The organism is Litchfieldia salsa (assembly GCF_900104555.1).
GTDB lineage: Bacteria > Bacillota > Bacilli > Bacillales > Bacillaceae_L > Litchfieldia > Litchfieldia salsa.
On sequence record NZ_FNJU01000009.1, the window covers coordinates 121,813 to 145,773 of the forward strand.

Here is a 23,961-nt window from a genome sequence, read left to right on the forward strand (position 1 = left end):
CTCGTGTCTCAAAATCCAACTTTCCAAACAAGAACTGGCACACGAGAACCGTCCCCATTAATACAGAAAAGACCGTCACAAAGACGGTCTTTTCTAAGTAATGTTCCATTAGTTCAATAAACTAGTTTCAAACTTACTTCTTTAATTTAAACACGATAAAATCAGCACATCTAAAGTCCTCTTCAAATGACGGGTATTTTTCAAGCATCTCTTTTGAAGGCTTTGGCTCTACTATGCTTTCTAGGACAAAACCTGTTTTAATTAAAGTGTTTATATAACTCGTTAAGGTTCTGTGGAATAATAACATTTTTTCTTTATCACCTAAGCCACTTTGTTCATATACACCTTCATAAAAGTATTTATCTACATTCCAATGCAGCTTTTCGCCGTTTTCCGTTCGTTCCCAACCACTTTCTGGAGTAATGAAACAAGGATGTAAGATCGAAAAGATAAAAACACCTCCATCTACTAATAAACGGTACATCTCTTGAAAGGCTTTTTCATAATTAGCAAGGTCTTGAATAACCATATTGGATACGACTAAATCAAAACTTTTATCTTCTAGAATATTCAAGTCCTCACAATTACCATGTCGATAATCAATTAATATATCTTCTGGGGTTCTCTCTTTAGCAATTTCGAGCATTCTCGAAGAATAATCAACTGCTGTTACAGTTGCGTTAGACCTTGCTATAATTCTACTTAAATACCCCTCACCACACCCGGCATCTAAAACTCTCTTATTAGTTACGTTCCCCATTAGTGTAGCTAAGGTAGGATTCAAAAATACTTCTTTATGTAAGTCTCCTTGTTCATGATGACTCTTTGCATATGTATCTGCAAAACCATCCCATCTTTTAATCGCTTCTTCTGTACTAGTATTTTGTTTCATTTTAGAGCCTCCTTAATTAGTATTTATCAATCCATAGCAGACTAGTATAAAGGTAAGGAATAAAAAACAGGACAAGCCCCTGCACCTTGTCCCGTTTATCACTTATTTATTCGATTTATCAAGGTGCTTCCAGAATTCTTTTGATATTGCTTTATATCCCTCAAGACTTAAATGAATATCAGTTGGATTCGGAATGTAAAGAGTTGGGTTTTCCGCGATCACATCTTCTGTTGGTACAAATACATCACCGTTTGCTACTGAAGCTTTTTCGATGGTAGCATTTAATGCATCCATTAAAGGTAACAGTTGATTCTGCTCCGCTTCAGATAAATATGGGAATGGGTTATAATAGCCCATAACATAAACATCCACATCTGGATTTAAAGCATCTATTTCGTTTAAAATTACATGTAAATTTTGACCGACATTTCCAACCGCAGCAACCGCTTGTTGGGGATTAAATCTTAAAGCGCCTAATACATCATTAGCCCCTATGTCTAACGTAACCATGTCTGCCTCTTTTAGTTCATTGCGCACATCATTATTATATAAAACATCTTTTAATAAATGGGTAGAGGTATACCCTGACTCACCAAAATTTTCAAAGTCAACTTCATATTGAGATTGCTCCATGCGACTCTTTAGGTAATCAGCATAACCAAGGTTAATCTCATGGTATGGAGTCTGACCCGCCGCAAGAGAATCTCCTAAACTAACATAATCAACATCCACTTTTTTCTCTGCTTTTGCACTACTATACGTTGGGATTGACAACGCAAGTGCACCAATTATCATAAAACTAGCGATCTTTTTTATCATCTTTTGTACCCCTTTTCTATTATGTAATTAACTATAGACTTATTATAACTTGCTAATCTATCAAGTTACATTAGAAGTAATCTACAAATAGTTACATATAACGTTAGAATTAAGCTACAAAAATTGCATATCAGATTTTTTACTAGTTTTGAGCTGATCGGTGGCCTGGCTCCTTTACCCAAACATTAAAATGATACATGAGAACCGTCCCCATTACTCAAACGTGACATTTACCGTATAACCAATGTTCTTAAAGAATTCCTTTAACACTTTTTCTGCATTTTTCTCTGCAGTATCTAGTAAACCGACAGAGATGGCTTCTTCACGAATTTGCTCTTGTGCCCCAGCAGCCAGATCAAAACCCTCATCCCATTTAATATCACCACGGAAAAGCCCACCATCGACAACGGCTTGTATTTTATCCATCTGTATGGATGGTTCCTGTATGAGCTCTGCATGTGGAAGGGTAATCTCTATTTCTTTCGTTTCTTCATTAATATCCATGTCCTTAGAAGTAATCCCTTTTAAATCAACACCCGCAATAACCGTCGCAGGTACAACTAATAGAAGCTCTCGCTTTGTTCCTGGTAGATTAATATCGAAAAATTTCTTATTATCCTCTTGGTGTATAACCTCTTTAACATGAGCTTCAGCTGTTGCCAATGTGGCTAGGTCTCGAATTTGTTCAACAAACGTGAAAGACTCTTGTTTGACGTTACTGCCCGTAGATAACCAAATTGCTCCTGAAGTGATGACTAAAACTAATAAAATAAGGATGGCCAACATAATCTTCGCCTTTAAGAAAAACCTAAATATTCCTTTCGGTGGAGAGAAAGATCTTGAGCGATGATCTACCGCAATCGTTGCAGCACTTTGCTGTTGTGCCTCCATTAATTCTAGTAATTGTCTTTCTAGGTGTGCAATTCTTTCGTCTTTTTCATCTATAACTTCTCTATTTGAATCCATTTCTTCACCTTTCATTCTTACCATTACAACTCTCCTCTTAATCCACTAATCTAGTATGTGAAATCACTTAAATAATAGCATACAAATAGAACTTTTAGAGCATTCAGGGACGGTTCTCGTGTCTCAAACTTTATACAGAACTAGAAATGAAACAGTAGAACCCTGTACCAAATGAAACACGAGAACCGTCCCTGTTTTCCAAGTCTTGACAAAACCCTCTTCACCTATTTATACTTTCAGTAATATGATGAAAGGAAAGGTAAATGGCTGATGTGGAATTAATCTTATTTTCTAACCAATTTTTCGAATACGAAAAAACATGGTGTATAGAGAGTAGGATTAGTCTGTCCATTTTACCAATACAAATGGAGAAAAATGTCATTTAACGGGTAAGTCTATCCATATTTAGGCTTGTTCAGTTATTTCTATTTTTTCGATATTTGTGCAGACGAAAACCTCTCTAGGACACTAGGGGGGTTTTTATATTGGATACAACACCTTACTTATAAATGGTCTTTTAACAAACACGACAAATTATATGAGGTGATTTATTTGGTACTAATGAGAATTAGAGACATTCACAAGAGCTACGGTGATAAAACGATATTAAAAGGGATTAATTTTGATATAAAAGAAGGCGATCGTATTGGTTTTGTTGGGAACAATGGTGCCGGGAAGACGACCTTCGCGAATATTATTCATGGATCACTATCCTCAGATCAAGGGGAAATTGAAGTACTCAATCAAACACTTAAAATTGGCTATCTTCATCAATCCAGTGACTATTCTGTAAATGATTTTCTTGAGGTAGTCGATCATCAAAGTGAAAGTCAAGTGTTCCACCATACAAGTAAATTAGGCTTAGCTAAAGTGAAGTCATGGGAGAAGGACCGAATGGCCCATTTAAGCGGTGGTGAAAAGTTAAAGATATCACTTGCGAAAGTATGGGCATCAAAACCTGATCTACTCCTACTTGATGAACCAACAAACCATCTCGATTTAGTTGGACTTGAATGGCTAGTGAATGAACTGAAAGCCTTTAGAGGGGCCGTTGTGATTATCTCGCATGACCGCTATTTTCTAGATCGCACCATTACACAAATAGCCGAATTAGAGGATGGATTAGTTAAACTATATAACGGCAATTATACAAACTATAAACAACAGAAGGAAGCTTTCTATCAATCACAACTCCACCAATACGAGGTGCAACAGAAAAAGAAAGCCAGAATCGAAGGGCAAATTGCCAATTTAGAAAATTGGTCTGAAAAAGCACATCGACAATCGACAAAACAGGGTTCCCCTTCTGAACGAAAACAAATGGGACTAAAAGAATACCTTCGTGCCAAAGCCAAGAAGATGGATATTCAGGTGAAGTCGAAAAGAAAGAGATTAGAAAGTGAGCTTGAGAAAAATAAGGTAGATAAACCTAAAGAAGAGACTGAACTAAAGTTCACCTATCAACAAAGTGCCAAAAGAGGGAAACGTATTCTTGAGGCGAAGGATTTAGAGAAACGGTTTGGAGATCGAAATTTAATTCATAAAAGTAATTTTTATATCAAGCAAGGAGAACATATTGGGATGATTGGAGAAAATGGGTGTGGGAAAACAACCCTAATTAAAATGATTCTCCGTAAAGAACACCCTACTTCCGGAATGATTTGGATGAGCGAATCACTTAAAATCGGCTATCTTAGCCAGGATGTTACCGACTTGGATGTGACGAAAACGCCAATACAAGCGACTGGAATTACAGATAGAGAGCAAATGAGTAAAGCCCGAACGATTTTTGCAAATATAGGTCTAAAAGAAGATAAGCTAAATCAGCCCATTCAAGCATTAAGTCTTGGTGAGCGAACACGCATTAAACTAGTGATGATGTTACTTGCGCAGGTTGATTTTCTTATTTTAGATGAACCAACAAATCACTTAGACCTCGCAAGTCGAGAAAGTCTTGAACATGTCATAACGGAATACGCAGGTACAGTTCTATTGGTTTCGCATGATTTGTATTTTCTAGAAAAGATTAGTAAGAAGCTGCTATCCTTCGAGAAAAGCTTCATTCATCGTAAAGAGATGTCGATGAAAGAATACCTAGAACGAAAAAATCGAATAGAAGAGAAAGTCGATCATGAAGAAGAACGATTGCTCATTCAAAATGAAATCACCACACTTCTTGGAAAGATATCACTTTTATCAAAGGAAGATGAAACCTACAAAGAGATTGATCAGCGGTTAAATGAGCTGCTGAAACGGAAGAAGGAATTACAATAAGTGGCGTGGAGCCTGTAATCTGTAGCTAGACGTGTAGAAAAGTTGAAACTCTCGAAAAGTCGACAGGTCATTACAATGAAGTGGATGTGGGGCTGAGGGACAGGTTGGATGTGCCTTTACCTTTGTCCCTCAAATGCACTTAATAATCCGCTTGTAAATCAAAAAGCGGATTATTAAGTGCATTTTCTACAAAATTAGAACCTTATGCATTTTTTCGCATAAGCCCCGTTATAAAATTTATAGGATATAACTTAGGAGATATATTTATGTTCATCAGCATTCCACATACCAAAGAATTCACTTTCATTTACAATTGCTTCAAATGGTGGTTGTAGCATATCCGTCATGATTTGAATGACAGCTTGTAACTCAATTTCGAATTTGAGTACTTTTTTACAGAAAATGGACCATCTTTGTTGAATCTGTTGATTTTCTATTTAATCATTAATAGCTAAAATTGAGTCTCTTTCGTAAGGAGTACCTCTATTGGTGAGTGTATCATAGATTGCCTCCTGTAGTTTTCTACCATCAAAGTCAAAAGTTGTCGCTAAATAATAGATATCATAAAAATCCTTCATCCGTCCGGTTAGTTCCATCATTACAATAATTGCATCAATCTTTTCTGCTATAGTTGACTCCAATGAATAGGTTAACACTTCAGGTCGCTCAAAATCATTAAGGAGTACGGGCAGGGTCCGCGGCTAACTTGTAAATTGGAAGAAAAGTTTAATAACGAGATTTATCTATCACATATTCTTCAACTTTTTAACGGTGATATTATTGCTTTTAACCTAGAAAAAGTTCAAGTGCTGAACAGTATGGTTGTACTGCGCAGTAAATAACTTTGTGGTATTATTTGATTCTCCTCCATCTTGTTATATTATCTGTGAACCATTTAAATCCAGTACTTTCATTAAGTTTTACTACGGTTACTTATGTACATTCTTTCTCTAATCATTTAAAAGTAAAGAATCTTATTACACGGTAAGATTCTAATAAAAAAAACGGTCACTCTAAAAGTGACCGCCCACATATGGTTGTTTAATTACAAGTAGATTTGTATGTGCATAAAGAGAGCCACATGAAAATCCAGATGTTCTTCAACATAAGCACCTGTTAATTTAAGTACATAACTTCACAAATGAATTTTCTAGTTTATTTAGAACAGCATTCGATTCTTTAATGTCCCTCTTGGTTTAATAATGTAGAAGGCTCTCTAGTACCGCCTTATCTTCAGGACTTTGCATAAGAGCCTTTTGCCGTTGTGTTATAAGCGATTCTCTATCTCTCCAATTATCATAAAGTGTTATTTCATTTCTAATATTTGTTACTTTTTGAGATAAATCAAAAAGGTTCTTTGTACTTAAAAAACTGCTAATTAAGCAACTTGTTTTTATTATTGACGAATATCAATCCACCGTCGATTTTTTGCATTCATGTCTTCAGTGGCACCACTGTAATGGAAAGCATCGAGGAAGATAGAATCTAGTTTATCTGCATCTACAAAATAACCTAGGTTAACCTTCATCGTTTGTCCAGGTTGGATTCTGCCAATATTGTAAAAGCCTTTTCCGTTTCCGTGAGGTTCTAGATAATCAACTTCACCCGTCATAATACTATCTTCGGCGATTCCATCTTCCCCAGCATAGTTCCATGCATTTTTTTCAAATTTAAGCACTTGTAAGGACGGATGCATATAGATTTCTTCTATTGCCTGTTTACCAATATTTTTCACTGTTGTTGTCAGGTAGACAAATTTCAGATTAACTAATTGCGACTCTACTAATTCGTCAACAGAATCTTTACCATTTCCTACTTTATATACATCCCGTTTGTACGGTAACAATTTATTTGTTTGATCTAAGGCCTTATTTTCGCTTAGTATGTTTAGTCCCAATTCATTAAAGTTCCCTTGTTTAAAATCGTCGATTGAATCATAGACTTCAACTTTTTCTATCACATATTCAAGTTTACTTTCGCTTCCATTCATTTCTATGGATACAGGAACCGTTTGACCTACCTTAAATAGTTGTTTGCTGTCCTTTTTCAAAGGAATAACGCGAGATTCTGTTGGTTCCTTTGCTTGACTAAAAAGGGCTCCATCATAATCCGCTGTGTATGTTGCCTTTTCCTCCGTTGTTGGTTCAAGTGAAATGCCCTCTATGACTTTCATCATTTGTTCATCACTTACATCAGTTCCAACATAACTTTCTAACATCATCCCCTCTTCTTCGAATAAGAGAAAGACCTGTCTATCAAACATTACATTTTTATTTCCAGTATCTTTATTCACAATCACTGCTATCCTACCATTGACCTCCTTCTCTTCGTAGTCGTTTGCATACAAAGTTTGAAAATCAGAATTTTTCCCTAATCTCCATAGAATGAATGAAAATCCACCATTTGCGTAGTTATCTTTGAAGGAATATTTCATAGACAAACTATCGTTTGCTTCCATATTTTCTGGTAAATAGCCGACGTTCAACTTATACCAACTGTCTCTCTTTTTGAAAATATTATTTACCACTGAAATATTCACTTCATAATTTTGTTTTTGGACAATCATATCATAGGCTTTTACTGCACCGAAAGCGGTCGTCGGTATGCCAATCAATAAGCAGGCAGCGGCGATTAAAATTCGATTCCTTTTTCGCTTTACCTGCTGTTTTCTTGTATCAGAGTCCAATGAAAAGTTCGATATAATCGCATTAAGCTTATCAGTCGGAACATGAATCATATCAATGTCTTCCTTGAATGATGGAATTTTGTCTGTCATCACTGTAAACCCCCTTCATTTTCTCCTTAAGTTTGTCTAACCCGCGCCGGATATTCGTTTTCACCGTTCCCTCTGGGCATTTAAGCATCGAGGCGATCTGTTTAACCGTATAATCTTGATAAAACCTTAACAGTAAGACCGTTTTATATTTCTCCTCAATTTCTTCCATTGCTTTAAGAAGATCTATTTGTACATCAGAATTGAAAAATGAGGTATCACTAGTGTTTTCCAACACTTCTTGATTGATTGGAACTACTCTCCTTTTCTTTCTTAATAACTCAATAGCTGAATTAATCAAAATACGAGTCATCCATGTGGAGAAATATTCGTCGTTTTTTAGTTTTGACAGCGATGCAAAAGCTTTATAAATCGTTTCTTGAAACACTTCTAATGCATCATCTTCATTCCGCATATACACATATGCCATCTTGTACAATTTTTCCTTCTCAATATGAATTAATGTCTGAAATGCATTTATATCCCCTTTTTTAGCTTTGGATATTAAGTTCACCTTAGTTTCCAATATGGCACCTCCTTTTTCGTTTTCGTATATTAGATAAAACAGAGCCAAAAAACGATTCAAATAATACTTAACTTTATAATAAATTGTTCCACAATCCGGTTCCCGATTGTGGAATAGCCCGTTAATAACCCTTATAGTAAATCACCGTTTATCCAATATAAACTAAACAGAAAAAAGTAAAAACTTGAAGTTTATCTTTCAAAGGTTTGGTAATTAAAAAGTGCTATAAAACAGCAGTATCTTTCATGGATGTAAAAAGAGCCAAAATATACAAGTAGTTTAAAATTTAAAAAACCTGCATATTTTAGACTCTTTATTTTTATTCCTTATAGAGTTAAAACAGGTTAGTTTAAGTATTCCCTTTCTCCAAGACACCCAAAAATGAAGATATTTGTTGCGCAGTAATAGTCAACTACGAAGAAAGACCACCCTATAAGAGTGATCGCCTCACATGATTATTTAAGTACAAGTATCCTTGTACTACGGAGCAGAAGACTTTTTTATATTGATCTTCTTCACACTAGTTACAGATTGTTTAAGATTGAACAGTCAAATGTATCCGAAGTGACTGCCTTCTTAAGATAATGCCCCTCTCACTTAAATATAAAAATCGGTACCTAATACCGATTTTCCTTCGCTCTTTCTTATGAGTAATTCAGAGGCTCATGATGGAATCTTTCCTTAATTCGTATGATAACTTCATCAATCAAATCATAATTAAATTCAGTTTCCTGTATGAAATCTAGAATTTCATTCAAAGCCCATTCTTTCCCTATTAGAAGAGCCCAATTTATGATATTTTCTACAGCCTCTTCATAATTTAAAGTTTCCTCATAGATATGTTCCAGTGCTTTCGAGAAGATGGAGTTAATGGATAAAGTACCTTACACTTGTTTCTACACACCAACAAAAATGATGCACGAGAACCGTCCCCGTGCACCATTAGTTTAGAAACTCAACTTTATTTTAAACAACTTAATAGCAGTGAAAATTAATACAAGATAAAGTAAAATATAGATAGATGAGTTGATAATAAGACTAAGTATAGTTAACTTCATTTCTATGTTAATCATTGTTATTATAAAATAATTAAACATTCCAACTACTGAAACAATGGTGACTACTTTCCAATCAAAGCACCACTTTATGTTCTTTCTAGAATCTATATATACTAATAATGCATATGAAAGAAAGGCTAGAAAAGATGCCCAGGTAGCACCTTTATATCCAAACATGATGATAAAGACATAATTTAAAACGACATTTAATACACATGCAATGATAACAAAATTCATCATTTTTCTAGTCTGCTTCTTAATTTCTAACCCTTTATGTCCGATCATCGCTAAATTCCATATAAAGAATCCACAAGTTATGATTGGAATAATATCACTTCCGTCTATATATGATTTTCCTAGTAGAAGCAACGAAATATCCTTTGCATAAATAATTACCAACACAATGATAGGAAACCCAGAAATAATAAAAAGGTTGGTAAATTTATTCATCAATAACTCAATACGGCTTGTATCAATATCATCTCGATCAGATTCCTTCATAAAAATAGGATGCATCACTTTTGTTAATGGTGCAAATAAGAGACCGAATGCTGAAGTAACAACAGCAAAATTCGCAGAATAAATACCTACCTCCCGTGAACTATTTAACCAACCAATCATATATCGATCTGATATGTTAATGATTGTTAAAGCAAAAAACCACCCTAGCATAGGGAGTCCATATTCTAGCATACTTTTAAAAAAAGGAACGGAAGAGTTTTTTTGTGTAATCTTTTTTCTCCTTCTCTGATTAAAGAGTTCTGGTAAAACAAATATTGCAATAGATAAGGTTGTTCCCAATAGAAGCATCGTTATAATATTGCGATCAAAATATAAGATCGTGATTACAATAAAAATAAATTTTAAGATGTTCGAAACAGAAATATGAAAACTATACTTATTCACTTCCATGCTGGATTGTTGTAATGTCTGGTTAATTAAAAATACACTTTGAAATGCAATAAGAATAATAATGACTACGATAATTTCGTATGGCAATAATTCAGGCGCAACCAACCATAATAATGAAATAATGAGTACAATTCCAAATGAAAGACCCAAAACAAATAAAATAAACTTATCTATATAATAATTAAATTCATCTAGAGTTTGCATGGCTTCGTATTTAGGTCGATAGTAAAAGATCGATTGAATCAACCATTGTGTGATCAAAGTAGTGATTAAACTCACTGTCGTAACAAATAAAACATAGGATCCATAATGGTCAATAGAAAGATATCTTGTTAATAAAATGATAATCCCAAAACTCACCAATGCAGGAATGATTTGCGAGGGAAAATAAGCTATTAACTGTTTTAAAAAAACATTAAATTTAATCATTAGAAACATCCAATCTTAGTGAGATCAATATAAGAACGATCATAATTAAATACTAGTAAAGAGCGTTTTCATAGTAGAGTTTTTACCAATTTAACATTCCTATTTAATAGTATTTTCTTAAATTTAAAAAATCGTAAACTCCTCTAATCGAAGCTATAAAATTCATAATCTCCCCTTTAATTAGAAATCTACCCGTCCTTCTAACACTTAAATAATTGTAATATAAAATTTTTCTCTGATAGTCCTGTTTAGGTATGTTTTTGTATAAATACAATCTAATGTTTCTTGATAAATAATAGGCTTTAAAGGGAGAATCCTTTTTACTTGTACCAGAATGTACGTGATAAACAATAGAATCTTTAACTAAAACACTACTATAACCAAGTCTTTTTAACCTAAGAGCTAAATCAACATCTTCATAATAAGCAAAGAAATTTTGATCAAAATAATGATTGTTCTCCTTAGTTGCTATCAATGCTGATTTAGGGTAAGCTGCCGCTCCAGCACATACTCCATCAATTTCTATATCATTTTTTAGTTTGCTAATATTCTCCTTATAAAACATTTGGTTTGCAAGAAAGTCTTCATTGAATTTTATCCCAACTGCGTCAATTTCACTTCTATCGTAGAAATTGATCATTAACAATTGGTATATATATTCATTATTACTCTTATTGATTGTTTCACTTAGATGATACAAACAATCTTCATCCAGCTCTGTATCATTATTAAGTGTAATGATATATCTACTATCGTCTTTCATTGCTTCTTCAATACCAACATTATTTGCACTTGCAAATCCTACATTTTCCTTTAAATATATGACTTTAATTTGTAATCTTTCGCTATACGTATTAACAATTTCAATGGAGCGATCAACTGAACCGTTGTCTACGAAATATAGAATAAAATCTTTGTAGCTTTGCTTGGTTAGACTCAATAAAAATGAGTTTAAATATTTTTCACCATTCCAGTTAACAACAACTATAGAGTACACATCTTTATCCTCCAAATATCCTATCATCCTTTAATAAAGGTTATAAGGCATAGGAACTCTAGTTTTAAATTTAGTCCTTTTGGTAAAACCATTGCTAACAAAATTTACGTATTTTTCTTGGTGACAACCATTTACATCAATACGATCAACACTTGCTAAGAGCCTCGCCATTAATAATATCGATTGTTTTAAAATTTAGGCTGTTTTCGTATAGATTGTTGCTTGTAAATCCGCAGTCTGAATACACTCCGCGTCCGGCGGGTGACCAGTGAGCCTCCTCGTCGCAAATGCTCCTGTGGGGTCTCACTTTGGCCACTGGTCCCGCAGGAGTCTACGTGTATTCAGCCTGCTTTTAACTAGCACTTCAAATGGATGTCTAAAACAACAATCTTTGAGAAAGTAGCCAAAATCTTTAACTTTATTATTACCGTCTATTTGTTTCATATCGTCCACTAAGATGGTCAGGTGTGGGATGTGATTCCTCCTTCAACCCGCCATTTTCGTCATGGTATACGATTTATTTATGTCCTTTGCACCGTCCTCAAGAATATGAAGATATGACAATCACATCTCCCTCTTATTAATTTTTTCAATATAATGTTAGAAATAACACATATATCCTCATATGGTTTTTTCTTCCAATAGAGTGCGATATTAATAATATCATAGAAAAAAAAGTCACGAAATGGGTGTATTTTGTCGAATCATGTCGTTTCGTATCTTTTTTACTATAAATTTGACACATTTTTGGTTTTTAACTCGAATCATAGGACACAAAGGGATATTACTGTTTGCTTTTCCGTATTTAATCGGGAGGAGGAAGGATGAGGTAACTGATCTAGTCCCATGAAAGGGAGTTTGCAAAGAGATGTAAGTATACTAATATCCAGGGAGACGATCCCCCTGGATCCTGTTTGACTTCAAAAAATTTAAAATCACTATTTCATATTGAATTGGACAGAGTGCCGGTTCCTATGTCCCTACGTCCCTGCATTTAATTTTAAATCAATGCCCCTCTTTAACAATTAAACTCTATAACTTATATAGGTAAGTTATCTATTCGGAGATAATCACCCTAATGCTAATGGAGAGGATTGTGATAAAGGATGGCAAAGTATCGAATGGTTCGCACTGATTTTTGGATGAATCCGATGGTTTCAGAGGAGATGACACCGGAGGATAGGTACTTTTGGCTGTATCTCCATACAACTATGTATACCTCTCAATATGGAATTTACAAGATTACAAGAAAAGCGATCGCGTTTGACATGGGATATTCAATTGAAACCGTTAATGTGTTGATGGATCGACTGATGAACCATCTCCAGTTGATTCGTTACAACCCCCAAACGAGAGAGATTGCGATTAAATACTGGGGAAACTACAACCTTCACAAAGGCGGAAAACCAATCCAGGATTGTCTTCTCGCTGAGCTACAGGAAGTCGATGACACATCACTCATCTCATATGTCGCGAATCACATTAAGAAAGATGAAATTCTAGCGATATACAAATGCTTTTGTACAATTGGCGAAGAAGGTATAGATCTATCTGAAGAGGAAAATCACGACACGATTGACGAAACACTCACGACTCGTACTACGATAGGGGGGCAAAAAGAAAAAGAAAAAGAAAAAGAAAATAAAAAACAACAACAAGAAAATCTTAATCTAAGTATAGAGTTTAATCCCAAAGAAGATATCCCTATACACAACAAGTACCCACAACAGGCAAAAGAAATTTACACCTACAATAATGTGCAGTTCTCAAAGCAAAAGGGAGATCAACCAAACGAATGTAACCTGACCTTCACATCTGCTGAAGATGGGTGAAGGATGCAGGTTAATTCCACCAAACTGTAAAATATGGCGGGATGAGGTACCTCCCAACCTACATCGGCTCCCCATTTACCCATTGCCCCTTATAAATAGAGCCATCTGGATAATAAAAGGTACCTTGACCATGCGGCTTTCCATTATGGAATTGACCTTCATACACACTGCCATCGACACGTTCCAGCTTTCCGCTTCCTGATAGTTGTCCATCTATAAATTCACCTGTATAGGAATCTCCGTTATGCCAACTTAACGTTCCTATCCCGTGTGGCTTTCCTTGCTTAAAATCGCCTGTATAGGTGGAACCATCTGGCCATTTAAAGGTACCTGGTTCATCAGTCGAGATACTATTGATGATCGGTGTTTGAGTCCCAGTATAAAAAAAGAAAAACACCATCCACCAGCATCTATAATCAAAAAATACAACCTATGCGCTTGTTCAAATAAAACCACCTCTAGGATTAACTTAAGCCAAGAGGTGATTTTTTTGTATAATCGAAAGGTAATTGGCATTCGAATTCGAAATTTACGTTTGAAAAAAGGATGGAATCAAGACGATTTAGCACAAGCAGCTGGAATATCAACCAAATATCTCGGAGAATTAGAGCGCGCAGTAAAGTCTGGTACACTGGAAAACTTAGAAACGATTGCGGCAGCTCTCGATACGACCCTCTCTGAACTACTAGCCTACTCAGAGCAACTAGGACAGATCGAACAGTCTCACACGTTAATTGAAATAGTCGATATGCTATCGAAACGCACCGTAGATGAACAGAAGTCAGTGTCCGACATCATTGAAATTGTATTAAAAACATTCGATCAGAAAAAGTAACTCGTTCAGAAACCTCCTCCTTATTACCTGAGTCTCAGTCAGTCCCCCTCTTCCACCTCTTACAATCCTCAATCACCATACAAAAAGGAGTGTATGCAAACATGCACAATCTACAAAATGAATACTCTATCAACCCAAACACAATGACCCTATTATCAGCCGCCCACACCGACTATAGCACAATCGTGATCGAAACTAACCGAAAGCTATATGTCACCAAAACACCCCTCCAACTCATCAAAGCCTCCTGCTTGGACGGTGGCTCAACCTTCGAGGGCAGACAAAAAGCAGTCACCCACTTAACCGGTTCCCTACAAAAAGTCCCAATTCCAATTAACCCGCTATCTCACATCTTCGCCTTCCCGACAAATTCACCAAACGCCTTCCAATGCAACTGGATCTTCTACAACCACGTGAAATCAATCCTACCAGCCAAGCAGCAAAAAGACTCACCTGCACAATCAATCATCCTCTTTAAAAATGAACAATCCCTTCCCATGAATGAATCACACTACACCCTACAGAAACAAATGCAAAGAACAGCCATCTGTATCCTGCAATTCACGAATCACTAGCACGCCCTAAATCTACAAGCATTTATTATAAAATAAACACCCTACCCCATTACCAAACTAAAAACCTAAAGGAGTTTTCCCACTAATGACAACTACTCTCTATATCAATGAAAGTCCTCTACTCGTTTTTCCCTCATTAGCCAATAAAATCGGACTAAACGAAAGCATCATCCTTCAACAAATGCACTACTGGCTTGAAAAAAGTACAAACAATCATGATTCCTACAAATGGGTCTACAACTCCTATGAAGATTGGGCAAAGCAATTCCCCTTCTGGTCGATCAGCACCATCCGTAGAACCATTACAAAGCTCGAAAGTCTAGGTCTTGTCATCTCTGGTAATTTCAACAAAATGAAAATCGACAACACCAAATGGTATCGAATTAATTATAGAAAGCTAGAGGAACTAGCCAACGAAGCTAAACAACTGGCCCAGCCTGACAATCTAGTAGGACCAGACGTCCAACCTGAACAGACCCCAAACTCAACCTGGTCTTCTGCCAACGACAGTTTGAACACACCATTACCTGAGAGCACTTCAGAAAGTACTACAGAGATTTTAGAAGATGTAAAAAAAGCGCCCGCGGAAAATCAACTCCAATCCCATTCCTTTTTCGAGGAAAATGGATTTGGAACCCTTGGTCCCTATATCTCTGAAACCATTTCAGCATGGTCTACTACTCTATCAGACGAGCTAATCATCGAAGCAATGAAATACGCAATAGAACGAGGCTCTAAAACATGGGCATACGTGGAAGCCATTCTAAGAGATTGGGTGGATAAACAATATACATCGGTATCAGATGTACATGCGGCTAGACAGCGGTACAAGGAGCAAAGATCTCAACCACAGGGAACATCAATATCTAAGAAAACAAAACCACCTAAAAAACAGGATATCCCAGAAGCTGAAGACCTAATCCGCATTGGTATTTCTTTAGGAAAAGCTGCTGAAACCATTATAAAAGATGTCCAGCAATATCACCCTTTACTTGAAGAAGAGCATATTAGAATACTACTGAATAAAAGAATCAATCTTAATAAAGAGCTAGAAAAGAGAACGAAGGAAAGAGCTGAGAGGTTTGAGACGTTGGCTAGAAAGAAAAGAGAAACACGGTTGTGTTGACATTGGATGGGTCATCTACTACTAAGTATGGTGAAACTACTCGGCTGGATATGTGACAGTTGACCGAGCACGACAATTAAGAATACATATTAAGCGTGTTAGATGATTTTCCGGTCTGGAATAAAGTATCTACTGAAATAAAGTTAATCTTGGATTATACTATTATCTATGTGTTAACAATGTTAATAATCCGAGTTTTTAGAATGAACAATGTGGAACGATAAAGGAGAGTTTTAAAATTAAAAAGCAAATGAACTATTTAATCTTACTTTTAACCACCATCTTTATGGTTGGTTGTACCAACGTAGAAGATGTTTCAATTACAGATGTAGAAACAGATTCACAAGAAGTAACCACAGTTGAAACAAATAAAAATAGTGAAAAAGAAGAAACGACCAGTGTGGTTGTTGATGAACCGATAGTAGAGGAAACACCAACCCAACCAAATAATGAACTGTTCTCAGGATACAAACTTATTGAAGTTGATGGTGGTGATTTGTCTGGATATCGTGAACCTAACGTCGTCGTTGACATTGGTTATGGGGAACGTGAATATTGGGCATTTACGAATGAATACGGGCAACTAGTACGTGTCATCGCTGACGAAATCATTCTACAAGATGATAGTAATGAACCAGTATTATCGTCTGGTAGATACTATTCTGATGAGGCAAAGGTTCCAGGTGTCGAAAGTGACATTTTAGATGAAGGACATATCATTGCTGATTCTCTCGGTGGGGTAGCGAATGCTTATAATATTACCCCGCAGGATAGTAAGCTCAACCGACATGGTGATCAAGCTTATATGGAAGAAATGATCCGTAGTGCAGGTGGAGCTACTAATTTTGAAGCAATTATCACTTATCCGAATACGGAAACGCAGATTCCTTCAAGTTATCAGTATACCTATACTTTAATGGGTAACGAGATCGTTGATACATTTGATAATGTGAACCCTGATGAAGTAAATGCATCACTCGGTTTAACAGGCAGTAAGCCAACTGAAACACCTAGTTCAAACACAAGCGGTGATATTTCTAGTGTTGATACAAACGGAAATGGACAGGTGACGATTAAAGAAGCAAAAGAAGCAGGTTTTAGTATGCCAATAACGAGTGATCATTGGCTCTATAAATATATGGATGATCGTGATGGTGACGGTATGGTAGGTGAGTAAGACCCTAGACCTTGAGGCAAATGAAAAACAAAAAGCTAGTCCACCTTTTGTATAGGTGGATTTTTCGTTTTTAGTACTAAGTATGGTGAAAACTCCTACAAAAAGTTATAATTACATCTATTAAATTATAGGGAGATTGTTCATGTTATTATTCCTAAACTTTTTAAAGAAGAAAAAGAACGAGGAAAATCCTAAACAACAAGCTAATACAACCGCTCCTATACCAAATAAACCGGATGAAAAGGTCGCTACTAGAAAAGGTGAAATAGGAGAATATAAGATTGATATACAACTTGATCAACTACCAAAGGATTGTCGCTATTTAAGCGATCTACTCATAAAGAACCCGAAAGCAAAGTCAGGATATTCACAAATTGACCATGTAGTCTTGACTCCATACGGGATCTTTTCTATAGAAACGAAGAACTATCAAGGAACGATCTATGGCGGGAAGGATCGAAAAACATGGTTAGTTAATGGGAAGTTTAAAATGATGAACCCCTTTATACAAAACTATGGGCATATAAAAGCATTAACTTCACTTATTGATGAGAAGTACCATGATTTATTTATCTCTATGGTATCTTTTACAAAACGTTGCACATTTAAAGTAGATTTAGATTACCGTAAAATATCATCCAATGAAATGATTGTTTATGACATTGAATTGTCAGAGTTTATCCATAGGAAGATATCTCTGTTTTAAAGATTCAATACAAAGAACCTCTCCTAACTGAAAGAGAAATCCTAACCCTTTTCAATATCTTTTCCAAAGCTAACATTAAGGATCCGGAGGTTAGAGAAGAGCATAAACGTGCATTAAAGACCAATGTTCTAGAAGAAAAGACTGGATCAAGTTCTACTTGTATAATCTGTAATAAACATGTTTCAGATAAAGTTAAAACTTATTGTTTATCTAATAAAAAATTTGAAGGCAAAATCTATTGTTATGATCATCAGAAGACAGTTGATTGAGGTTAAATTAAAGAGTTAATAACAAATACACCAATAACCTTGCAGAATCCCCTGCAAGGTCAATCCAAACCACTCTTCAACGCTTAAATTATTTTAGCTGAGTGGGTGTCTCTCCCCTGTATTTAAGGTTTAACCTCCCCTCTAGAAAATAAAAGAAGCTCTTCACTTAACCTTTTCTTACATTTATTTAATGCCTTATTCGTTTCAATCAGATGCTTATCAACATGAAAATCAATCAATCCATAAAAACCTAGTTCTGATAATCTATCTTTAGATACGATTTCATAAAATACTTCTGAGACATTATTAAGATAACCCCTATATTCATTTAATTCATCATCAAAATTACTAATCATTGCATTTGATTTAATTTTTGCGGAGTGCTTTCTTATTTCATTTCTAATATCTGTTTCTTTTTCTAATATCTCATCAATTTTTTCTAAATAATATTTTCTTAACTCTAAGGCTTTATCTAATTTAAACCTCTTGTACTTTCTTTGTATATTGTTCAGTCTCCCTAACTGTATCGTAATTGTAGATTTACTCATAGTAACTGATTTTCTATCTAAAATCATTTGAGCTCTTATTCTACTTCTTTTGTTTTTTATACTTTTGACCAACGACTTTTTCAATACGTTATATTGATTATAATGTCTAAGACTATTAAACCTTTCTGTACTAAGCGTCTGAATGGTAATTAAATCCTGTATTATTAATTCAATTTTACTTATTTTCAACTGAGCAATTATCAGTTCCCGCTGTCTTTGATCATTGACTTTCGCACTTTCTTCAATACTATCCATTTGAAGCTTTCTTTGTTGTATAAGATTGCTTTCATGGAGCTTTAATTGTCCGTTAAGTGTTTCCTTATGCAATTCTTTTTGTGCTTGAATTTGTTTATTTGTAAGTAAGTAAACTGTCGCAGCTCCGATTAAAGCCCCTAAATAACCACCCCAATATCCTAACCAACCATTTGCATCACCTAAAGCCTTAGAAAAGACATTTAAATGCATTAGGAATGAAATACAGAGTGGGATAACTAAAACTAATCCAGTAATTATATATTTCATAAGATTCTTCTTTCATTTAAAATTATTATTCTACAAAAGTGTACGGTCCCAGCAATACCAGAAGAAAAGACTACCTTTAATTCTACTTATATATCTGTAATAAACATGTTTCAATAAAGTAAAACTTATTGTTTATCAAATAAAAAATTCAACGGCAAAATCTATTGTTATGATCACCAGAAAACAGTTAATTGAAGTTTAATTATATATATGGGAAGTTAATAAACACACCAATAACCTTGCAGAAACACTGCAAGGTCTATCCACCCCCACGTCTTAACTGCTTAAACTCTTTAGCAGAGGGGTCTAACCCCATTATTAAACAGGGACCACTCGGCCCCTATCCTCAAATATCAACGCGTGACTTCTGGTACCTTCTTCTTGTTATAATAATCCACATACCAATCAGCAAACTTCTGAAGCCCTTCTTCAATTGAGGTTTTCGGTTTAAAGCCAACTGCTTCTTGTAATGCGTCGGTAGAAGCATAAGTAGCTGGAACATCACCTGGCTTAATTGGCTCAAAAACTTTATCAAATTCAACTTCTTTATCCATTGCATTACTCAAAGTTTTTTCCAATGTATTAATAAACACCATTAACTTTTCTGGACTGTTGTTCCCAATATTAAAGACTTTATGTTGTACCTCTCCTGTAGGTGGAGTACTTATTAGCCGTTCAATTCCTTCAACAATGTCATCAATATAGGTAAAGTCACGATAAAGGTCGTTTTCAAAATCACCATTATTAAAGATTTTGATTGGTTCACCCGCGAAGTATTTGTCTGTAAATCCAAAGTAAGCCATATCAGGACGACCCATCGGTCCGTAAACTGTAAAGAAGCGAAGTCCAGTTGCTGGAATCTTATAAAGATGACTATATGTATGAGCCATTAACTCATTTGATTTCTTTGTAGATGCATATAGTGATACAGGGGTATCCACAAAATCAGTTTCTTCAAAAGGAACCTTTTTATTAGCTCCGTAAACAGAACTAGATGAAGCATATACGAGATGATCTACTGGATGGTGTCTACATGCTTCAAGGATGTTATAAAAACCAATGATGTTACTTTGAATATATACATCTGGATTCTCTATTGAATAGCGTACCCCTGCTTGGGCAGCAAGATTGACTACCACATTAGGCTTGTACTCTTCAAAGATCCCCATGATCAGCTCTTTGTCTGAAATATCACCTTTAATAAAAGTGAACAATTCATAAGGCTCCAATTGGTCCAAACGAGTATGTTTAAGATTTACATCATAATAATCATTGATATTATCAATACCTATTACCTTGCAACCGTATTCTAGTAGTTTTTTAGATAAATAGTATCCAATAAAACCTGCTGCCCCAGTAATTAAATAGGTTTTACTACGATCAAGAGTTCTGTAGTTCAAGGTTCTTCGACTCCTTTTTAGCTTCTTTTACTGTGGATTTTCTACCAATCGAGTGATATTCAACCCCTGCGTTTTGCATATCTTCTAAACGATAAAGATTTCTTCCATCATATACTAAAGGTGTTCTCATTAAGTCTTTATAATTTTCTGGTGTGACTGCTTTAACTTCTCCCCATTCAGTGAAAATAAAGCAAACATTAGCATCCTGTAATGCATGTTCTATGTTAGAAACATAAGTAATACTACCTCTACCACCTTTACCTTCTGGATGAACTTTAGAAAAATTCTCTGCTCCAACCGGGTCATATGCAAAAATATTGGCGCCTTGTTCCAATAGTAAAGGAATATTTTCAAGAGATGCTGCTTCTCTTAGATCATCTGTACCAGGCTTAAACGTTAAACCAAGTACAGCTACCTTAAGAAGATTAAAAGTAATGAGGCTCTTACTAGCTTTCTTATATAACATTGTTTTCTGTTCTTTGTTAACATCTATAGCCGCCTTAATGGTTTTAAGTTCGTATCCATTTTGTCTAGCAATATACTCTAACGCCTTTGTATCTTTCGGAAAGCATGAGCCCCCATAACCAATACCCGCATTTAGAAACTTGCTACCAATACGCTCATCATAACTCATACCTTTTGCCACATCTTGAATATCGGCACCAACTAATTCACACAGGTTAGCAATGTCATTCATGTAGGAAATTTTAAGAGCAAGAAAGTCATTAGAAGCATACTTAATCATTTCAGCCGATCTTCTATTTACTGATACTATTGGTAAGTGAAATGGTTCATAAATCTTCATTAATAAATCTTCAGCCCACTTACTTTCTGTACCAATAACGATTCTTTCTGCATGTAAAGTATCTTGAACAGCAGAACCTTGAGCCAAGAATTCTGGATTAGACGCCACTTCTACTCTTACACCATTAACTAGGAAATCTTGTATAAACTGTTCTACCTTATCATTTGTTCCAACCGGAACAGTAGATTTCACAACAACTAGACAATCTTTTTCCACCGATTCAGCAATCTGTCTAGCAACAGTTGCAATATATGATAGATTTGCAGATCCATCAGGTTGTTCAGGTGTACCCACACCAATAAAAATTGCATCAGCGTCTTTGTAAGCTGATTTGAAGTCAGTCGTATAATCTATTCTTCCCGCAGCATAATTCTTCTGCATTAACTCCTCTAAACTAGTTTCATAGATTGGTGAAACTCCAGACTTCATTAAGTTTACTTTAGCTTCGTCAATATCAACACAGGTTACTTGATGACCTACTTCAGCAAAACAAACGCCAGCTACTAAACCGACGTAACCTGTTCCTGCTACTGCTATTTTATACATAGTGACCCTTCCTTTCTTCATAAAAAACAAAAAAGACATCTCATAATACTGAGTGTCCTTTACTTTCCAGATTTAATTATTTTCCTACTTAAATATCTTAAGATAGCTTTCTTTTGCTAATCTGATATTCATCCATAATTCATGTACCTAACGCATTAGAGAGAGAAATTAATATCAATCAGGTTTTTAAAGTCTTATATCTGTGACAAGAAATTTTAGTAAGGATCGGAACAAAGTTCCTCCTTGACCCCTTTTATACACTTTAACGCTTTAAACTTTAGTTGATTGGGGGTCTGGCCCCAGTGTTCCAAAAATCATTGGCTTGTCATAAATCGGTAATAATTGTTTACTTGTTACCATAGTTAAAGGATAAAGACGAGTTCCACTACCCCCAGCTAAAATTATTCCTTTCATAACTTCTTTCTCCCCTTATTAAAACTGATATTTGAAATGTAAAATATTATTTTTAATAAAACAATTACCCTTTTCACTACTTTTTGCAGTTTCCCTAAATTCTTAGAAGTTCCACTCAAATTTCTTTTTAAGTTTTTATAAGAGAACGTATACTCTTTGTCGTATTAACAATATCTTTTCTCTTTATAGTCAAATAAATTAGATATGCTACTACATATAAAATAACTGTTACCCATGAGTTTATATACCATGCAGTAGAAATAAAACAAAGCGTCATCAAAGATTCTAATAGTATATCTTTATATATCGGAATTCCAAGTAACTTTGATAAATATAGTTCTGCTAATATTGACCTAACAGCCAATAAAAAAACTATTGAAAATATCGATAAATTCAAGTCTTGAAAAATAATAGTAGTAAACAAAGTAATAATAACACTCATGAATAGTGATATTATATTTATTCTAAGCATTGCTTTTTCTTTTCTTAATGTTTTTAAATAAGTATTAGTAAGTAAAGCTGTTTTACCTTCATAAACACACATTGGTAATAAAAATGCCATATATCGTAGACTCTCTGAATAACTAGGTAACCAATCTGACAAGGCAGAATATAGAGGATAATATATTATTAAAATAGCTAGCAAAATAACCATTAAGCTGTCCCTAATAGTTACATATAAATTGGATAATTGTTTGTCATTTGTTCTTCTCAAGACAGGGTACAGAATTATTCCCACAGCATTTATAAATATCATGAGAAAATTAGATATATTCAATGTTAAGGAGACTTTACCAAATGTTGAGATATCCCATGATCGTTCTATGCCCAATCTAACTACACCAATAATTAGCATACTAGCTATATTTGCAAACATTAATTTTATTCCAGCACTAATATTCTCAAACGTTTCCCTAAAATTAAAATATAGAGTATTTACTTTCTGAAAAACAATATCCTTACAAAAAAACATCGCAATCATTAGAGAGATAAACTTCCCAATTAAATCTGCAGATATCAATGATTTATAGTCTGTAATATCCATTATTACTATTGCAATGACCAGACAACAATATAATATCCTATCTGCCATTATTATTTTAGAATATTCTTTAATCCTATTTGTAGCTTGGAGAAGAAAAACAAGCATTGCTCTAGTACCCAAAATTATTGTACAAAACGATACCATAAATAGCACAAATTTTCTATTTATATCATTAGTAAAAGTAAATGTTAATAATATTATTAGACCAGCAAAAATTATTTGTGAACTTACCAGTGTCCAGAACTGGGAGAAGAAGAGCTTTTTATCTAAATGGCTATATTTTTCTCCTCCATATCTTAAATATATTCCATCATTCCATCCAAACTGTAAAAAACCAACATATGAAGCGTAGAACAAATATAATTGCCAGTAGCCATATTCCTGGACGCCAATTATCTTAGGAACAATCAGAACTACTAAAATTGATATAAGAAGTGATATAATATTTGCGGTTATAGCATAGGAAAAATTTTCAATGAGTGACCTCGCTTTTGTATTCAATTACTTTACTCCTA

At 34.8% G+C, this 23,961-nt stretch carries 20 protein-coding genes and 1 pseudogene; 7 read left to right on the forward strand and 14 right to left on the reverse strand.

The features are described from left to right. Positions 1–133: 133 nt before the first annotated feature. The 3 genes from BLQ56_RS16465 to BLQ56_RS16475 all read right to left on the reverse strand — a co-directional run bounded on the left by BLQ56_RS16465 (position 134) and on the right by BLQ56_RS16475 (position 2,701). Positions 134–892 (reverse strand): class I SAM-dependent methyltransferase, encoded by a 759-nt coding sequence (locus BLQ56_RS16465; protein WP_090856771.1) that lies wholly within the window; start codon positions 890–892, stop codon positions 134–136. A gap of 102 nt (positions 893–994) precedes the next feature. Beyond that, entirely contained in the window at positions 995–1,711 is a 717-nt protein-coding gene (locus BLQ56_RS16470) for an SGNH/GDSL hydrolase family protein (RefSeq protein ID WP_090856774.1), read from the reverse strand. A gap of 213 nt (positions 1,712–1,924) precedes the next feature. After that, complete coding sequence (locus BLQ56_RS16475) at positions 1,925–2,701, reverse strand: DUF4230 domain-containing protein (RefSeq protein ID WP_238457297.1); 777 nt, start codon at positions 2,699–2,701, stop codon at positions 1,925–1,927. 537 nt (positions 2,702–3,238) lie between these two features. Here BLQ56_RS16475 and abc-f point away from each other — a divergent pair. Next, positions 3,239–4,951, forward strand: coding sequence for a ribosomal protection-like ABC-F family protein (gene abc-f / locus BLQ56_RS16480; protein ID WP_090856943.1), 1,713 nt, complete (start codon positions 3,239–3,241; stop codon positions 4,949–4,951). 437 nt (positions 4,952–5,388) lie between these two features. Here the strand turns inward: abc-f and BLQ56_RS16485 are convergent, their stop codons facing one another. From BLQ56_RS16485 to BLQ56_RS16505, 5 genes are all read right to left on the reverse strand, one after another. Continuing rightward, positions 5,389–5,643, reverse strand: a complete 255-nt coding sequence (locus BLQ56_RS16485; RefSeq protein ID WP_090856776.1) for a nucleotidyl transferase AbiEii/AbiGii toxin family protein — start codon at positions 5,641–5,643, stop codon at positions 5,389–5,391. 704 nt (positions 5,644–6,347) lie between these two features. Beyond that, positions 6,348–7,727, reverse strand: coding sequence for an anti-sigma factor (locus BLQ56_RS16490; protein ID WP_090856778.1), 1,380 nt, complete (start codon positions 7,725–7,727; stop codon positions 6,348–6,350). Next, positions 7,690–8,250: a sigma-70 family RNA polymerase sigma factor gene (locus BLQ56_RS16495; protein WP_090856781.1), complete on the reverse strand. Its 561-nt coding sequence runs from the start codon at positions 8,248–8,250 to the stop codon at positions 7,690–7,692. The genes BLQ56_RS16490 and BLQ56_RS16495 overlap by 38 nt, the downstream gene beginning before the upstream one ends. A gap of 947 nt (positions 8,251–9,197) precedes the next feature. Beyond that, positions 9,198–10,649, reverse strand: coding sequence for an oligosaccharide flippase family protein (locus BLQ56_RS16500; RefSeq protein WP_175490350.1), 1,452 nt, complete (start codon positions 10,647–10,649; stop codon positions 9,198–9,200). A gap of 103 nt (positions 10,650–10,752) precedes the next feature. Next, positions 10,753–11,661, reverse strand: a complete 909-nt coding sequence (locus BLQ56_RS16505) for a glycosyltransferase family 2 protein (protein WP_175490351.1) — start codon at positions 11,659–11,661, stop codon at positions 10,753–10,755. 1,091 nt (positions 11,662–12,752) lie between these two features. Between BLQ56_RS16505 and BLQ56_RS16510 the strand changes: the two genes are divergently transcribed. Next, on the forward strand, positions 12,753–13,478 hold the full coding sequence (locus tag BLQ56_RS16510) for a hypothetical protein (RefSeq protein WP_090856789.1): 726 nt from the start codon (positions 12,753–12,755) through the stop codon (positions 13,476–13,478). A gap of 58 nt (positions 13,479–13,536) precedes the next feature. Here the strand turns inward: BLQ56_RS16510 and BLQ56_RS16515 are convergent, their stop codons facing one another. After that, positions 13,537–13,878, reverse strand: coding sequence for an MORN repeat-containing protein (locus tag BLQ56_RS16515; RefSeq protein WP_090856792.1), 342 nt, complete (start codon positions 13,876–13,878; stop codon positions 13,537–13,539). Between the two features lie 90 nt (positions 13,879–13,968). On the opposite strand from BLQ56_RS16515, the gene BLQ56_RS23630 reads away from it, so the two are divergent. The 5 genes from BLQ56_RS23630 (at position 13,969) to BLQ56_RS16540 (ending at position 17,897) form a co-directional block, all read left to right on the forward strand. Then, positions 13,969–14,313, forward strand: coding sequence for a helix-turn-helix domain-containing protein (locus BLQ56_RS23630; protein ID WP_175490352.1), 345 nt, complete (start codon positions 13,969–13,971; stop codon positions 14,311–14,313). A gap of 101 nt (positions 14,314–14,414) precedes the next feature. Next, a complete protein-coding gene (locus BLQ56_RS16525; protein ID WP_090856798.1) occupies positions 14,415–14,888 on the forward strand; it encodes a competence protein ComK in 474 nt (157 codons plus the stop codon). A gap of 85 nt (positions 14,889–14,973) precedes the next feature. Next, positions 14,974–16,014, forward strand: a complete 1,041-nt coding sequence (locus BLQ56_RS16530) for a DnaD domain-containing protein (RefSeq protein ID WP_090856801.1) — start codon at positions 14,974–14,976, stop codon at positions 16,012–16,014. A 238-nt stretch (positions 16,015–16,252) separates the two neighbouring features. Continuing rightward, on the forward strand, positions 16,253–17,191 hold the full coding sequence (locus BLQ56_RS16535) for a DNA/RNA non-specific endonuclease (RefSeq protein ID WP_175490357.1): 939 nt from the start codon (positions 16,253–16,255) through the stop codon (positions 17,189–17,191). Positions 17,192–17,333: 142 nt separating this feature from the next. Beyond that, entirely contained in the window at positions 17,334–17,897 is a 564-nt protein-coding gene (locus tag BLQ56_RS16540) for a nuclease-related domain-containing protein (RefSeq protein ID WP_238457299.1), read from the forward strand. A gap of 391 nt (positions 17,898–18,288) precedes the next feature. Here the strand turns inward: BLQ56_RS16540 and BLQ56_RS16545 are convergent, their stop codons facing one another. From BLQ56_RS16545 to BLQ56_RS16565, 5 genes and pseudogenes are all read right to left on the reverse strand, one after another. Further along, a complete protein-coding gene (locus tag BLQ56_RS16545) occupies positions 18,289–19,236 on the reverse strand; it encodes a hypothetical protein (protein ID WP_090856806.1) in 948 nt (315 codons plus the stop codon). Between the two features lie 353 nt (positions 19,237–19,589). After that, positions 19,590–20,636 (reverse strand): GDP-mannose 4,6-dehydratase, encoded by a 1,047-nt coding sequence (locus tag BLQ56_RS16550; RefSeq protein WP_090856809.1) that lies wholly within the window; start codon positions 20,634–20,636, stop codon positions 19,590–19,592. After that, positions 20,617–21,987, reverse strand: coding sequence for a UDP-glucose dehydrogenase family protein (locus BLQ56_RS16555; RefSeq protein WP_090856812.1), 1,371 nt, complete (start codon positions 21,985–21,987; stop codon positions 20,617–20,619). The genes BLQ56_RS16550 and BLQ56_RS16555 overlap by 20 nt, the downstream gene beginning before the upstream one ends. A gap of 309 nt (positions 21,988–22,296) precedes the next feature. Further along, positions 22,297–22,401 (reverse strand): annotated as a pseudogene (locus tag BLQ56_RS16560) (sugar phosphate nucleotidyltransferase); the annotation flags it as partial. A 127-nt stretch (positions 22,402–22,528) separates the two neighbouring features. Further along, positions 22,529–23,947, reverse strand: a complete 1,419-nt coding sequence (locus tag BLQ56_RS16565) for a lipopolysaccharide biosynthesis protein (protein WP_090856815.1) — start codon at positions 23,945–23,947, stop codon at positions 22,529–22,531. Positions 23,948–23,961: the final 14 nt, after the last annotated feature.

Coding starts and splice junctions, on each gene's coding strand:
- BLQ56_RS16465 (WP_090856771.1), bottom strand. CDS start 892: ATGAAACAAAATACTAGTACAGAAGAAGCGATTAAAAGATGGGATGGT.
- BLQ56_RS16470 (WP_090856774.1), bottom strand. CDS start 1,711: ATGATAAAAAAGATCGCTAGTTTTATGATAATTGGTGCACTTGCGTTG.
- BLQ56_RS16475 (WP_238457297.1), bottom strand. CDS start 2,701: ATGGTAAGAATGAAAGGTGAAGAAATGGATTCAAATAGAGAAGTTATA.
- abc-f (WP_090856943.1), top strand. CDS start 3,239: ATGAGAATTAGAGACATTCACAAGAGCTACGGTGATAAAACGATATTA.
- BLQ56_RS16490 (WP_090856778.1), bottom strand. CDS start 7,727: ATGACAGACAAAATTCCATCATTCAAGGAAGACATTGATATGATTCAT.
- BLQ56_RS16500 (WP_175490350.1), bottom strand. CDS start 10,649: ATGATTAAATTTAATGTTTTTTTAAAACAGTTAATAGCTTATTTTCCC.
- BLQ56_RS16510 (WP_090856789.1), top strand. CDS start 12,753: ATGGCAAAGTATCGAATGGTTCGCACTGATTTTTGGATGAATCCGATG.
- BLQ56_RS16515 (WP_090856792.1), bottom strand. CDS start 13,878: ATGGTGTTTTTCTTTTTTTATACTGGGACTCAAACACCGATCATCAAT.
- BLQ56_RS16525 (WP_090856798.1), top strand. CDS start 14,415: ATGCACAATCTACAAAATGAATACTCTATCAACCCAAACACAATGACC.
- BLQ56_RS16530 (WP_090856801.1), top strand. CDS start 14,974: ATGACAACTACTCTCTATATCAATGAAAGTCCTCTACTCGTTTTTCCC.
- BLQ56_RS16540 (WP_238457299.1), top strand. CDS start 17,334: ATGTTATTATTCCTAAACTTTTTAAAGAAGAAAAAGAACGAGGAAAAT.
- BLQ56_RS16545 (WP_090856806.1), bottom strand. CDS start 19,236: ATGAAATATATAATTACTGGATTAGTTTTAGTTATCCCACTCTGTATT.
- BLQ56_RS16555 (WP_090856812.1), bottom strand. CDS start 21,987: ATGTATAAAATAGCAGTAGCAGGAACAGGTTACGTCGGTTTAGTAGCT.